Source organism: Bacillus sp. AY3-1, assembly GCF_008368785.1.
Lineage (GTDB): Bacteria > Bacillota > Bacilli > Bacillales > Bacillaceae_G > Bacillus_A > Bacillus_A wiedmannii.
The window spans coordinates 22,268-37,538 of the sequence record NZ_QORZ01000004.1 but is presented as its reverse complement, the minus strand read 5'-3'; the positions used below and the strand labels follow the sequence as shown (position 1 = coordinate 37,538).

At 35.0% G+C, this 15,271-nt stretch carries 13 protein-coding genes; 4 read left to right on the top strand and 9 right to left on the bottom strand.

The window, feature by feature from the left end; genetic code table 11:
• The first annotated feature begins 89 nt into the window (after window positions 1-89).
• Together DN389_RS02015 and DN389_RS02010 are read left to right on the top strand one after the other, a co-directional pair.
• Complete coding sequence (locus DN389_RS02015; RefSeq protein ID WP_303394014.1) at window positions 90-1,109, top strand: LCP family protein; 1,020 nt, start codon at window positions 90-92, stop codon at window positions 1,107-1,109.
• 234 nt (window positions 1,110-1,343) lie between these two features.
• Window positions 1,344-2,606, top strand: a complete 1,263-nt coding sequence (locus DN389_RS02010; RefSeq protein WP_088121263.1) for a VanW family protein — start codon at window positions 1,344-1,346, stop codon at window positions 2,604-2,606.
• 39 nt (window positions 2,607-2,645) lie between these two features.
• Here the strand turns inward: DN389_RS02010 and DN389_RS02005 are convergent, their stop codons facing one another.
• The gene (locus DN389_RS02005) at window positions 2,646-2,918 is read right to left on the bottom strand and encodes a hypothetical protein (protein ID WP_087983406.1); all 273 of its coding nucleotides are present in this window, start codon (window positions 2,916-2,918) and stop codon (window positions 2,646-2,648) included.
• Between the two features lie 15 nt (window positions 2,919-2,933).
• Complete coding sequence (locus DN389_RS02000) at window positions 2,934-3,452, bottom strand: RNase A-like domain-containing lipoprotein (RefSeq protein ID WP_064477118.1); 519 nt, start codon at window positions 3,450-3,452, stop codon at window positions 2,934-2,936.
• Window positions 3,453-3,848: 396 nt separating this feature from the next.
• Here DN389_RS02000 and DN389_RS01995 point away from each other — a divergent pair, with 396 nt between their 5' ends.
• Entirely contained in the window at window positions 3,849-4,397 is a 549-nt protein-coding gene (locus tag DN389_RS01995; RefSeq protein ID WP_088121262.1) for a TVP38/TMEM64 family protein, read from the top strand.
• A gap of 63 nt (window positions 4,398-4,460) precedes the next feature.
• Here the strand turns inward: DN389_RS01995 and DN389_RS01990 are convergent, their stop codons facing one another.
• From DN389_RS01990 to DN389_RS01980, 3 genes are all read right to left on the bottom strand, one after another.
• Complete coding sequence (locus DN389_RS01990; RefSeq protein WP_149236774.1) at window positions 4,461-6,161, bottom strand: M4 family metallopeptidase; 1,701 nt, start codon at window positions 6,159-6,161, stop codon at window positions 4,461-4,463.
• A 167-nt stretch (window positions 6,162-6,328) separates the two neighbouring features.
• A complete protein-coding gene (locus DN389_RS01985) occupies window positions 6,329-6,454 on the bottom strand; it encodes an NprX family peptide pheromone (RefSeq protein WP_000738188.1) in 126 nt (41 codons plus the stop codon).
• 2 nt (window positions 6,455-6,456) lie between these two features.
• Window positions 6,457-7,728, bottom strand: coding sequence for a helix-turn-helix domain-containing protein (locus DN389_RS01980; protein WP_064449798.1), 1,272 nt, complete (start codon window positions 7,726-7,728; stop codon window positions 6,457-6,459).
• Between the two features lie 199 nt (window positions 7,729-7,927).
• Between DN389_RS01980 and DN389_RS01975 the strand changes: the two genes are divergently transcribed.
• On the top strand, window positions 7,928-9,391 hold the full coding sequence (locus tag DN389_RS01975) for a nicotinate phosphoribosyltransferase (protein ID WP_000222888.1): 1,464 nt from the start codon (window positions 7,928-7,930) through the stop codon (window positions 9,389-9,391).
• 197 nt (window positions 9,392-9,588) lie between these two features.
• Here the strand turns inward: DN389_RS01975 and DN389_RS01970 are convergent, their stop codons facing one another.
• The 4 genes from DN389_RS01970 to ald all read right to left on the bottom strand — a co-directional run bounded on the left by DN389_RS01970 (window position 9,589) and on the right by ald (window position 15,265).
• Window positions 9,589-11,955 (bottom strand): heavy metal translocating P-type ATPase, encoded by a 2,367-nt coding sequence (locus tag DN389_RS01970; protein ID WP_097917733.1) that lies wholly within the window; start codon window positions 11,953-11,955, stop codon window positions 9,589-9,591.
• A 23-nt stretch (window positions 11,956-11,978) separates the two neighbouring features.
• Window positions 11,979-12,356, bottom strand: coding sequence for an ArsR/SmtB family transcription factor (locus DN389_RS01965; protein ID WP_149236773.1), 378 nt, complete (start codon window positions 12,354-12,356; stop codon window positions 11,979-11,981).
• Window positions 12,357-12,612: 256 nt separating this feature from the next.
• Window positions 12,613-14,028 (bottom strand): amino acid permease, encoded by a 1,416-nt coding sequence (locus DN389_RS01960; protein ID WP_001284892.1) that lies wholly within the window; start codon window positions 14,026-14,028, stop codon window positions 12,613-12,615.
• A 103-nt stretch (window positions 14,029-14,131) separates the two neighbouring features.
• Complete coding sequence (gene ald / locus DN389_RS01955; protein WP_001219749.1) at window positions 14,132-15,265, bottom strand: alanine dehydrogenase; 1,134 nt, start codon at window positions 15,263-15,265, stop codon at window positions 14,132-14,134.
• Window positions 15,266-15,271: the final 6 nt, after the last annotated feature.

Genomic DNA, 15,271 nt, shown 5'->3' with positions numbered 1-15,271 from the left:
TACAATCGCTTTTATTTAGCGTACAATATTTTTTATGTGTTTGAATGCGCTTCTAGATGTATACACTTTGATAGTTTTAAAGGAGAAAAATGATGAAATCCGATGATATGAACAAAGACACCCGAGCCAAAAAAGGAAACTCAAAGAAAAAACGCCTACTCTGGTTCCTTCTTATTCCATTACTGATTATAGCACTTGGAGCAGGAGGCTACTCCTTCCATATATACAGTAAAGCAAAGTCTGTATTAAGTAATGCCTATTCTGAACTGGGCCGCGGGGATAAATCCAGCAAACGTGAAAAAGCCGTGAAACCTATGACTGACAACATTTCCGTACTTATTATGGGTGTTGATGAAAGTGATATTAGGGACAAGAATTACGGAAAAGCAACTCGTACGGATGCGCTATTACTTGCAACAATTAATAAAAACGATAAATCTGTTAAACTTGTCAGTATTCCACGTGACTCACGTGTCTACATTAAATCACGTGATAAATACGATAAAATTACACATGCGCACGTATTCGGTGGTGTGGATAGTACAATTGATACAGTGGAGAAATTTTTAGATGTTCCAGTTGATTACTATGTAAAATTCAACTTTAAATCATTTATCAAAATTGTCGATTCTCTTGGTGGTATTACTGTCGATGTTCCGGTTGAGTTTTCAGAACAAAATAGTAAAGACGAAGCAGATGCAATTCACCTCAAAAAAGGACGTCAACATTTAAATGGAGAAGAGGCATTAGCACTAGCTAGAACTCGTCATATCGACAGTGATTATATGCGCGGTCAACGACAACAGCTTGTTTTAGAAGCTATTGCTACAAAAGCACTATCTCTTAATTCCATTAATAAAATCGGTGGCCTATTAGACGCTGTCGATAAAGACTTAAAAACAAATTTAACTTTTGATGATATGATGACAATTGCCAAAAATTCAATGGATTCCAATTTAAAAATGGACAAAATGCAAGTAGAAGGTACTGATAAATATATAGGTGGTATTTATTATTACGTTCCAAATGAAAAAAGCGTCAATAATATTTCGACAACACTACAAGAACATCTCGGTGTTACGAATAAAAATGAACATAAAAAATTATAATAAAAAGGCTGCTAGATCTTTCTAGACAGCCTTTTTATTATAATTTTCAACTTATTTCTCGTACATATTGTGACAAAAAGAGACAATTATTACAACAGTGTAACGTTTTTTATAAAAACATTACACACACAGTGGAAATAATAGTATACTAGTACGTACATAATGTTATTTTCATCATTTTTATACAAAAAATGTAATACATATATTTATACAAAAATTTCTGGGGGGAAATAAATGAAGCTAAGTAAAATACTGATCGGTTCTGCAATTACTGGAGGCATATTACTTTGTGTAGGCGGTGTTGGTGGATATCAATATGTATCCAAACTAAATAATCAATTAGATACTACTGCATTACCAAATACTACATTTGAAGGTATTTCTCTCGATGGAAAAAATAAAAAAGATATTCAAGCAATTATTAATCAAAAGGTAACTGAATTAGATCAAAAATCTCTTACCTACATATTCCAAAATGATAAACAAACGTACACATGGAAAGATTTAGGGATAAATTATAAGGAAAAAGATATTATTGACAAAATCTTTAAAGAACAAGAAGGAAACGCAATGAATCGTTACCAAATGCGGAAGCAGGCCGAAAACGGTGAATTAAAACGTGACTATAAATTAACAGCTCAATTAAATACAACTGCTTATGAAAGCTTTATGAAGGATAAATATAATGAAACATTAAAAAATCCTATTAATGCAGAATTAAGTGTTGAAGGCTCTACAGTAAATATTAGCCAAAGTCAAAATGGAGAAAAAATTGATAAAGGAAAATTAACTGATTTAACGCAGCAGGCCATTACTTCTGGCTCATCGGACGTTACATTACCAGTTACACTCTTAAAACCTGAGCGTTCTACAGAAGATATACAGAAAATGGGGATTAAAGAAGTAATTGCTGAATATTCAACTCCAATGGCTGGTCGGAATGGAAACCAGTCCTATAACGTAAATAAGTCAGCTAATACTTTAAGTGGAGTTATTGTCGCACCTGATGAAACGTTTAGTTTTAATGGCCGTGTTGGCGTAACGGATGCTGCCCATGGTTATAAATCCGCAGCAGTATTTTCACAAGGTAAAGTTATACAAAGTGCAGGCGGAGGCGTTTGCCAAGTTAGTAGCACTTTATATAGCGCAGCTTTAAGAGCAGATTTAGGAATTGTTTCTCGAAGCAATCATTCTATGCCCGTAAATTATTTACCACTTGGGCAAGATGCAGCAGTGGCAGATTATGGTCCGGATTTAAAATTTAAAAACAATACAGGCAATCATATTTATATTCAAGCATTTTCAAATGGCGGTAGTATTACTACTCGCATTTTTGGTACAAATACTGGTAAAAATGTTGAAGTTTCTTCTCAAGTAGTTAGTAGAACTGGTGATAAAATAACAGCGGTTACGTATAAAAAAGTAACACAAAACGGTGAAGTAGTATCAAATGGACAAATTTCAAAAAGCGTATATAAAAGTGCCCCAACACAATGAGACACCATCAAATTGGCAAACAAAAAAGGCGTGATCTATTCACGCCTTTTTCTTTTGCAATAGTAGTAAAAAAGCTTCAAGATGGTCTTTCGTTTCTTCTAAAGACCACATGCGATTTCCTTGCTTCGCAGCTAATACACACGCCTCTTCCCAAGCGTTTTTTTTCTTCATATATAATAATTCATTGCGTAATTTCAAAACAATTTCTTCATCTTCTTGCTCTATAAACTCTTCCATCACGCCTACTATTTCATCCTCATGGATACTTAACGTACAATACGATTTGAGAAAATATTGTAATGTCGTATACATATTTACTCCCCCTTCTTATTTATCAGATGGATAAGAAGTAATGATCTTATATCCTAAATCTCCTGACTTATCTCTCGCCAAAACAGTAACAGTTTTTACTAACTTGTCTTTTACATTCATATTTTTCTTTATTACCGTTTTTCCAACTGGGAATGAATGAGTTGTATTTAATACGAGACGAGCCTCTTTAGAATTTTTTAACCAATCTTGAATTTCCTTATCATGCTGCTTCAAACTATCTTTTACAGCTTTCGTCGCTGTTTCCTTATCATAGTATGTACTTGCCGCTGATACTTTATCTGTCTTCAAGCGATTCTTCAAATCCTCTTCTGATTTTCCTACATGTCTTTCAATCGTATGACCATTTTTAGGTGGCCCTTCCATTTCATCTAAAATATTATCACTAATTTTTTCTACTGATGTCGATTGATTCCCTGTTTGTTTCTCTGTTTTTTGTTCTTTTCCTGCACATCCACTTAAGATCAGCATTAATGCCAATAAACTACTCAAGAGAAGACTACTTATTCGTTTCATAATATCACCTCTTCCATGATTATTATCGTAACTTCACTAAAAGTCAATTTCACAACGAAAAAACATATACATTTTTAAAATTCCTCATCAATTTTGCCATATTACCACCCTAGTTTCATCAAACTACTATTTTGGATCCTCTCCGAAATATACCCCTATGTTTTTATAATTATTTCCCAGATTAAATCATCCCTAAAATAGCTAAACATCCCTTTAAAAACAGAGTTTTTTGGTGATTTTATAAAAAATAAAATATACCCCTAATTTTATATACCTAATACCCATATAAGGTATATCGATGGTGTTTTATCAACGTTTTCTACATTATGTAAATTTGTGCTTGCCTACACAATGGAAATATGGTGTAATGCAAAAAAAGATAAAGGATTTTAAACAATGGCTGAAACAATTCAAAACTTCTTAACAGACTATTATTCAATCGCAATTCCACTTAGTATCTTAATTAACGTCATCATCAGTCTTTTAGGTTTTATCCCTAGTATTTTTTTGACCGCTATTAACATACAGCTCTTTGGTGTAACAAACGGGACCATTATTTCGATCGCAGGTGAGGCATTAGGGGCTATTATCTCGTTTTATATTTATCGTATAGGCCTTCAGAAATTCACTCACAACAAAGCAAATAAGTATCCAAAGGTAGAACGCCTACTTTATGTAGAAGGTAGAGAGGCCTTTCTACTCGTTCTATCGTTTCGATTCATACCTTTCATCCCATCAAGTATCGTTACTTTATTTGCCGCTCTAGGCAAAATGTCATTACTCTCTTTCAGTATTGCCAGCACAATAGGTAAAATACCGGCTTTGTTAATCGAAGTATATTCTGCCTATCATGTCATGAATGGAACGAATGAAGCGAAGTGGATTGTAACAATAGCGGGTTGTGTTGGATTGTTTTATTTGTGGAAAAAATGGAGAAAAAAATAAAGAAGGAGCATAGGCTCCTTCTTTATTTTTGAAGTATTTTATTAATAATACTCTCTTAAACCCTTAGTTTACACCAACAGCACTAAATGATTGCTTCACTGCTGCTACTTCCGCAGAAGTCGCACCATATAAATCAGCTGCAGCTTGTACTGCACCAGCACGAGCTTGGCTAAATGTAGTAGATTGCGTGAAATATTGTGTATTTGCACGGTAATAAATTGCACCTAACTTATCTTTACCAATACCAGTTATAGTTACACCAGAATGTGTACCACCATTTGCTAATAAATAAGCTTGTTTGTTAATGATACCACTGTTCGTATGAACTCCACCGTTATCACTTGAACCAGTGTAACGCTTAGAATAATGATCTGGATCACCATATTTCGCCGGATCACTCATAGAGCGAAGTGCGTCTCCTGCTTTACCAGGCGTGTAAATATCTTCACCAATCTCCCAATCTGGATTACGGTTATCATAGAACTCTACTAATGTACCAAAGATATCAGAAATTGCTTCATTTAATGCTCCTGATTCATTTTGATAAATTAAATTCGAGCTATTTTCCGTAACCGCATGCGTTAATTCATGACCAATTACATCAATTCCACCAGATAATGAAGTAAACGTTACACCATCACCATCTCCGTATACCATTTGTGATCCGTTCCAGAATGCATTATTATAATTACTTCCGTAATGAACTGTTGATTTTAACGGCGCTCCTGCATCATTAATAGAATTTCTATTAAATGTAGCTTTATAGTAATCATATGTTTTACCTGCATAGTAATGAGCATCTACCGCTGCTGCATCATACGCTGCATTGAAAACATTATCTGCATCTGCCCATAATGTTCCTGGTAATGTTGAACGATTTTTCGCATCATATGTGAAAATCGTTGCCCCGCGTGTATTATCTTGTAAGTAGTAAGATGATCCAGATAACGTTGTATTAAGCGATTTCGTATCTCCTAATACCCCTTTACCAGTTCCTACTTTATTTGTTCCTGTTACAGGCTTTACAACTGCTTTTGCATCTTGCTTAGGAGCCTCTTGTTTAACTGGTGACTTATCATCATTCGTCACATGATCGATTGTATTAAACTTATTTAATACTTTACCGCTTTCTGCTTCAATGAAATAGTAGTAGTTTCCTGGGCTTGGATCTAAGAAGTTTAGATTTACAACGTATGCATATGTTGTTTCTTCACCATTTTGATATACATATAAGTCCGCTTTTGGTTCTACCTCATATTTCGGTGTTACACCTAAATCTTGTTGTGCAATTTCAATTGCTTTTGCACCTTCGATCTTATTTTTATTTTTCAACTTGTCCTTTTTGTCTAAATCAGGCGCAACTGTTCCAGACAATACTTTTAAAGAGCCATCTTTACTTACGTGAGCTACTTGCGTAGAACCCCATACAGGTACTCCTTCATATACTTGTTGCATACGTACTACTGTTGAATCAGTTACAGCATCTTTTTTCACTTGTTTTACTTTGAAAGAATCTTGCGCACTCTTTTCCCCTAACTTATAATCACCTTTTGCTGCGTTTAAGTAATCAAACACAACAGATTCTGCTTTCTTACCAGTCGCTCCAGTTAGATCACCAGAAATAAACTCAGGTGATTGCACCGTTTCATTGTACTTCTTCGTAGAGAGCACATTTTTAGAATCCGCAAATGCAGAGCCTGTCCCTCCAAACGTTGTAACTGCCATTCCTGCCGCTAACACTAACGCTAAACTTTTCTTTTTCATGAATCTTCCCCCTAATAAATTATTTTTTGAAAAAGAGTAGTTTTATCGTAGCACTATGTTTCCACTATTAATATACTAAAAATTCAAATAATTATTTTCTCAAGTTTTGTAGAATTTTGAGGAACAAATATTGAAAAACCCCTTTCCAATCGGAAAGGGGTTTTTCATTAAGAATTTATTACTTCTATTACTTCTTTAGCTTGACCATACATATCTCCAGTCCAAGCATATTGAGGTTCTAACACTACTAATATAGCCACTAATGCTAATGCACCAAAAATCATTTTCTTCATATTCATCTTCCTCCCTTTTCTTCTAATAAATTAATAGTTAGTCTATAATACCGATTACTTTCTTGGAATTCTAATACTTCTTCATGATATTTTGCTAATTCTAAATATACCTTTTTTAAATCTTTTTTATTTTCCTCTTGCTTAAAAAATGTTAAAGCTTCTGTTTCTAAAAACTTTTTATACACCCCCTTCTCTTCAAAATATTTATATTGAAGTATTAAAAGTGTATATAACATACTTTTATACTTCTCATCTCTTTTCGCAACTTCTATCCCTTTATTAATCCACTCTTTTACTTCTTCAAATTCCTTCAATTCAATACATTGCAATGCAATCTCATATACAGCATCAATGTAATCTAAATCTTCTTCCTTCTTGTATTGTAAACATTGTAAATAATACTCTTTCGCTTTTGCATAATCCTTTAAATGGTAATGTAAATACCCCATGTTATTTAGAGCAATCGCTGTTATGTTATCTTTATCCGCAAAAGAATTAGCCTCTCTTAAAATATTTCTATAAATTCCTAAAGCTTCGTTATATTGTTTTTTCTGTATATAACTTAACCCTATTAATAACTGGCAATTAATTACATGACGAAATTTATATTCATTCTTAAAGCCTTCCATAGCTAAATGAGCAAAATGTAAAGCCATATGTTCTATTTCTAATTCATTATAAACAAGAGCTAAATTATAATAGATTCCAGTTTCATAATAGCCTTGTTCTTTCGCCATCACTTCAGTTTGAACTAAATAATCTAAGGCCGTTTTATATTTATGCTGTAAAAAATAATATAGACCTTTACTATACGTATATAATAATTTCTGAAATGGCGAATACTTTTTGTACATCTTTTTTAATCTCTCTAATTCTTCTTCAACAGCAAGAAAATCTCGTTTCATAATTAAATAACGCGTATAAAGCAGTCTATAATAATTTATAATTTCAAAATCCAAAACATGCTTCATTTCACCTTGTAATTCTTCATATATGCGCTCTACTTGTGGCTTGTCCAAATGAACTAGTGCATTCAACCATTCATCCAGCTTCCCCTTCACATCTTCTTCTACATCTCTCAAATCCGTCACGGCAATTTCTAACCTTGTGCAGAGCAATTGTAGAATTTCTTCTGATGCCTCGATCTTTCCATTTTCGATTTTACTTAAGTATGAGACAGAACAAATGCCCTGACATAATTCTTCTTGTGTCATTTTTTGCTGTAGCCGTTTATAAAAGACTTGTTTGCCTATTTTTTCTAATGTTTGTTGCATTGTCCTCCTCCATTCTCATTACCCCCATTACTCTAATAATACATAAAATCTTGAGAAATATAAATTGATAAATGTTAATTTTCTAAAAAATATGCAATATTTCATTTTTTTCCCTCTTGACTCTACTTTCATATCCATTCTTTGCTACGAGCGATTAAAAATTGGTATACTATAACCAAATTATGGAGGTGTTTTCGCGATGACTTATTATAAAGACGATAGCTATGCCTTACATACAGATTTATATCAAATTAATATGGCTTATACATATTGGAAAGATGGTATTCATAATCGCCGCTCGGTGTTTGATTTATACTTTCGAAAGCTTCCATTCGAGAACGGTTATGCTGTTTTTGCTGGCCTTGAAAAGATTGTAGAGTACATAGAAAACTTCAGCTTTACCGAAAGCGATATCGCTTATTTAGCAGAATTACAATTTGAAGAAGAATTCCTTCATTATTTACAAAATATGAAATTCACTGGGACCGTTCGAAGTATGCAAGAAGGTGAAGTGGTATTTAATAACGAGCCTTTATTACGTGTTGACGCACCGCTCGGCGAAGCACAAATTATTGAAACTGCCCTGTTAAACATTGTGAATTACCAAACATTAATTGCAACAAAAGCTGCTCGTATGAAGCATGCTGCAAATAACGATGAACTTTTAGAATTCGGCACAAGACGTGCCCACGAGTTTGATGCTGCTCTTTGGGGCACACGCGCTGCCTTTATTGGTGGTTTCTCATCTACGAGTAACGTACGGGCTGGGAAGCGCTTCGGAATACCTGTAGCAGGCACACACGCTCACTCTTTCGTTCAAGCATATCGCGATGAATATGTCGCGTTTAAGAAATACGCTGAAACTCATAAAAAATGTGTCTTTCTCGTTGATACATACGACACTTTAAAATCAGGTGTTCCAAATGCGATTCGCGTCGCGAAAGAGTTTGGGGATCGTATCGATTTTTATGGAATTCGCCTTGATAGTGGTGATATGGCTTATTTATCTAAAAAGGCAAGAAAACTACTAGATGAAGCTGGGTTTACAAATACAAAAATTATTGCTTCTAGCGATTTAGATGAATACACAATTATGCACTTGAAATCTCAAGGCGCAAAAATTGATGTATGGGGCGTTGGAACAAAATTAATTACGTCCTTTGAACAACCAGCGTTAGGGGCTGTCTATAAACTAGTTGCGATTGAAGATACTGATGGAAAGTTAAATGATACAATTAAAATTTCATCTAACCCTGAAAAAATTACCACTCCAGGACTGAAACGAATTTATCGCATTATCAATCGAGTTAACGATCATGCAGAAGGCGATTATATTGCATTAGATTCTGAAGAGCCAGGAAAAGAAGAACGTTTAAAAATGTTTCATCCTGTTCACACGTATATAAGTAAATTTGTAACAAACTTTGAAGCACGCGAACTGCATAAAGACATTTTCATTAACGGCGAAAGAACATATGAATTACCAGATATATTAGATATTCAAAAATATAACGAACAGAGTCTCGCACTATTTTGGGAAGAATATATGCGAACTTTAAATCCCGAAGAGTACCCTGTCGATTTAAGTCAAGAATGTTGGGATCATAAAATGAATTATATTCAAACTGTTCGAGAACAAGTTGAAAAAAATATACAAAAATAAAACAGAGAAGCTTTTCCTTCTCTGTTTTTTCAATACGATATGTATCTTTGTGGAAAATATATTAAAATAGTACGACAAATATTTTTTATTTGCAAATTTTAATATTACGTTATTTATTTATAAAATAATATTTGTTATTATTGAGTCAATTTCAACAAAATAACCTAAAAAAAAGGACGCAGGTTGCGTCCTCTTTTTTATAAATCTTTCACTCGTAGTACACGCATTGCATTTAACACTGCAAGTAGTGTCACACCAACATCTGAGAAGACAGCTTCCCACATTGTTGCAATACCAAAAGCACCAAGTAATAAAACTAATCCTTTTACCCCTAATGCAAAGATGATATTCTGCCATACAATGCGTCGTGTGCGTTTTGCAATATTTAAGGCTGTTGCAATTTTTGAAGGCTCATCAGTCATAATAACAATGTCTGCCGCCTCAATCGCTGCATCTGATCCTAAACCACCCATCGCAATACCAACATCTGCTCTTGCTAATACCGGTGTGTCATTAATACCATCACCAACGAAAGCAACTTTTTCTTTTCCGTTCTTCGCCGCATCAATTTTTTCAATCTCTTCGACTTTTTGTTGCGGTAATAGTTCTGCGTGAACTTCATCTAAACCTAATTCTTTACCAACAGCTTCACCAACGGATTTTGCATCACCCGTTAACATGACTGTCTTCTTAATACCTAGTTCTTTTAATTTTTGAATTGCTTGTTTTGAATCTTCTTTTACCTCATCAGAGATAACGATATAACCTGCATATTCCCCATCTACAGCAACGTGAACTAATGTACCTACCGTTTCTGGTTGCTTAAATGTAATGTTTTCTTTTTTCATTAATTTAGCATTACCTGCAAAAATTTCTTTTCCTTGTACTTTTACGACTGTACCGTGACCAGAAATTTCGCTATACTCATCGATTATTTTTTCATCAATTGATTTTCCGTATGCCTTTCGAATAGATTGTGCAATTGGATGATTAGAATACACTTCAGCAAATGTTGCATACTCTAATAATTCTTCATTTGTAATACCTTCGCTTGGTTCCATTTTTGTAACTTTGAAGACACCTTTTGTTAATGTTCCTGTTTTATCAAAAACAATATATTTCACATCATTTAAAGCTTCTAAATAGTTACTTCCTTTTATTAACACACCACTTTTAGATGCACCACCAATTCCTCCAAAGAATCCAAGAGGAATAGATACAACTAACGCACATGGACAAGAGATTACTAAGAACACTAAAGCTCTATAAATCCATTCTGAGAATGTAGCTCCTTCTAAAATAAGTGGTGGAATAAACGCCATAATCGCTGCTGTAATAACTACAACTGGAGTGTAGTAACGCGCGAACTTCGTAATAAAGTTTTCTGTTGGCGCTTTTTTACTGCTTGCATTTTGAACTAAATCTAAAATTTTTGATACAGTTGATTCACCAAATTCTTTTGTCACTTCAATTGTTAATACACCATTTTGGTTCACAAAACCACTTAATACATCATTTCCAACTTCGACTTCACGTGGTACAGATTCACCAGTCAATGCTGAAGTATCTACCATTGATGTTCCTTCAACTACTTTTCCGTCTAATGGTACTTTCTCACCAGGCTTCACGATAATATAATCGCCGATTTGTACATCTTCTGGTGATACTTGTTTCGTTTCATTTCCAACCTTCACATTCGCATAATCAGGACGGATATCCATTAATGAAGTAATTGACTTTCGGGAGCGATTGACCGCAATACTTTGGAATAGTTCCCCTACTTGATAGAATAGCATTACCGCAACAGCTTCTGAATATTGTTGAATCGCAAAAGCTCCTAGTGTTGCAATTGCCATTAAGAAGTTCTCATCGAACACTTGGCCGCGAGTTATGTTTCTTACCGCTCTCCAAACGATATCTCCGCCTATTAATAAATACGCAAGGACGAATAACGGAATTGTTATCATTTGTGGTAAGCCCGCTAATGCAGCAATTGCTGTCAAAATTCCGCCGACCACTAATCGTCCTACCATCTTTTTCACATTTGCTTCACCATGGTCGTGACTATGTCCGTGGTCATGCCCACCTTTTTCTTCACGAACAACTTTTACATCTGGTTCTAACTTTTGAACGATATTTGTTATATTTGCTACAGTCGCTTCTAATTCTCTTTTATTCGCTACTTCAACTCTTAATTTCTTTGATACGAAATCAACAGTTGCTGCTGAAACAGTGGGCATTTCTTTCACTTTATTTTCAATCTTCATCGCACAGTTTGCGCAATCTAAACCTTCTAATATAAACACTTCTTTTGCTACTTTTGTGTTGTTTTCTTCTTGCACTTTAATGTGCGGTTCTAATTTTGTAACGAGTTGTTTTGCTTCTGTAACAACTTCGCTTTCTGTATTTTGTGCTGTTTCTAAAACCATTGTTTTTGTCGCGAAATTTACAGAGCAAGAATTTACTCCTTCTATATTCCCAACGCCTTTTTCAATTTTCATTGCACAGTTCGCACAATCTAAACCTTCTAACACCAGTTTCTTTTTCACTAATGCTTCAGCCATCGTTCTCCCTCCTCGCGTTCTTTTTATTCTTCCTCGTTTACGTGTTCAAACGCTTGCTCGAAGATATGAATTACGTGCTGGTCAGCTAACGAATAATAAACGACCTTTCCTTCTTTACGATTCTTTACAAGTTTCGCTTGCTTTAACACACGAAGCTGATGCGAAATAGATGATTGTGTCATTCTTAATAAATAAGCTAAATCACAAACACACATTTCAGCTTCAAATAATGCATGTAATATTCTCGTCCGTGTACGATCGCCTAATACTTTAAATAATTCTGCTACTTTACTTAAACTTTCATCAGTTGGAATTGTTTGTTTTACTTGATCAACAACTTCTTCATGAATTATCGTTTGAGAACATGTCTCTTGTGGTGTTTCTACTTTATTTACAGCCATTATAGCTCACCTCTTCATTTGAACATATGAACAATTATTCATATATCTTATACTCTTATTATATGAGCGTCCATTCATATGTGTCAATGAAATCTCATACATTTTTCCGAACATTTTGTTCACATTTTAATAAGGCGTACACATATTTTCCGCATCCATTACATTCTCATACAAAAAAGGATGTACATTTTGCCCAAAAGAAAAAAGCCTTGCGCGCTCCCTAGACGCACAAGGCTTACCTATACTTATATCCCTTTTAATTAGCTTGTTCTAAATTATCCTGCGAACTTCCATCGTCTTTTAAATGACTATGTTTTTTCGAATAAACAAAGTATACAACTACTCCGATTGCTAACCAAACACCGAAGTATATCCATGTTTTTAATGGTAAATTTACCATTAAGAATAGACAACATGCAACTGAAATAATCGGTAAGATCGGTACAAGTGGTACCATAAATCCACGTTGTAATTTCGGATGCGTTTTACGAAGAATGATAACAGTTACACCAACCATGGCGAATGTTAATAACGCTCCAATATTCGCTAAATTCGACAATTCTTTTAAATCGATAAATCCAGCAATTAAAGCACTACCAATTCCTGTTAACCAAACTGAAAATGTTGGCGCTTCAGTCTTCTTGTTAATTTTCGCGAAAGATTTTGGCAATAAACCGTCACGGCTCATTGCGAAGAATACACGAGTTGTTGCATAAATGTAAGCGAAAATTACAGCCATAATACCAATTACAGCTCCAATTGCGATTATACCTGCTACTTTGTCTTGTCCTACAACTTCTAACACATATGCCATAGCTTCTGGTACATCTAATTCTTTATAAGAAACCATACCTGTCATAACGAGACAAACTACAACATAAATGATTGTACAAATAACTAACGAAGCAATAATACCAATCGGTAGATCACGTTGCGGATTTTTTACTTCTTCAGCAGAAGTTGCTAATGCATCAAATCCTAAGAAAGCAAAGAATACTGCTGCTCCCCCTGCGAACACTCCACTTAAACCGTACGGTGCAAATGGTATCCAGTTTTCTGGTTTCACGTAGAATACACCAACTGCAATGAATAAAACAACAATACCAATTTTAATTAATACCATTATGTTATTCACACGCTTACTTTCTTTCGTACCTCGTGATAATAACCAAGTTATCACTAACGTAACGATAACTGCTGGTAAGTTTACCATACCACCTTGCGATGGAATCGTTAACAAGGCTTTAGGAATTTCAAGTCCTAATCCACTCACTAAATTATGGAAATAACCCGTCCATCCCCCGGCTACTGCGGCAGTCGTTACGACATATACGGATAACAATGTCCATCCCATTAAATGGGCAACAAACTCACCAATTGTTGCATATGAATATGTGTACACACTACCTGAAACAGGAAGTGTAGATGCAACTTCTGCGTAACATAAAGCTGCAAATCCACAAACAATTGCTGCAATCATGAATGAGAAAATAACTGCTGGACCAGCATCTCTTGCTGCTACTAATCCAGTTAATACTAGAACTCCTGTACCAATTATCGCACCAATCCCTAGCATTGTTAGGTCGAATGCCCCTAGCGTTTTCGTTAAAGTTTTACTTTTACTTTCCCCTAACAATTGCGTAACGGATTTCTTTTTAAATAGGTTGGCCACGATGTATGCCCCCTTTTGCCAAGAAGAGCTAAGAGATCTTCACTCTTAGCTCTTATCATGTTGGTTTATATATTGTTCGATTTTGTTTTGTATAATGCTTCTATTAGCAAGATACTGTTTCTGCTTCTAATAATTCTTTAGCACCTTTGTACTCTACACCGTGAGCTTCTGCAACTGCTTCGAATGTTACATAGCCGTCTAATGTGTTAATACCTTTTAGTAATGCAGAGTTGCCTAGGCAAGCTTCTTTGTAGCCTTTGTTAGCAATTTGTACTGCATATGGTACTGTTACGTTTGTTAATGCAAGAGTTGATGTACGTGGAACCGCACCTGGCATGTTTGCAACTGCATAATGAACAACGCCGTGTTTTTCGTAAGTTGGGTTATCATGAGTTGTAATTCGGTCAGTTGTTTCGAAAATACCACCTTGGTCAATCGCGATATCTACAACAACAGAACCTGGTTCCATTGATTGAATCATTTCTTCTGTTACAAGTTTTGGCGCTTTTGCACCTGGGATTAATACTGCACCGATTACAAGATCAGACTCTTTTACAGCTTCTGCAATATTGTAAGGATTAGACATTAAAGTTTTTACTTGGTTTCCGAAAATGTCATCTAATTGACGAAGACGTTCTGCACTTAAGTCGATGATTGTTACATCCGCACCTAGTCCAACTGCAATTTTAGCAGCATTTGTACCAGCTTGTCCACCACCGATGATTGTTACTTTACCACGTTTAACCCCTGGAACACCTGCAAGTAAGATACCTTTACCGCCTTTGTTTTTCTCAAGGAATTGTGCACCAATTTGTGCAGCCATACGACCAGCTACTTCACTCATAGGTGCAAGTAATGGTAGAGAACGGTTTTCTAATTGTACTGTTTCGTATGCAATCGCAACAACTTTCTTCTCAATTAACGCTTTCGTTAATTCTGGTTCTGGAGCTAAGTGTAAGTATGTGAATAAGATTAAACCTTCGCTGAAGTGTTTGTATTCGCTTTCAACTGGTTCCTTAACTTTCATAACCATTTCCATGTTCCAAGCTTCTTCAGCCGTATCAACAATTTTTGCTCCCGCTTCAACATACTGAGCATCTGTGAAACCAGATCCTAGACCTGCACCCTTTTGAATGAATACTTCGTGATTGTTACGAATTAAATGTACAACACCTGCTGGTGTCATTGCCACACGGTTTTCGTTGTTTTTAATTTCTGCTGGTACCCCAATACGCATAATGAA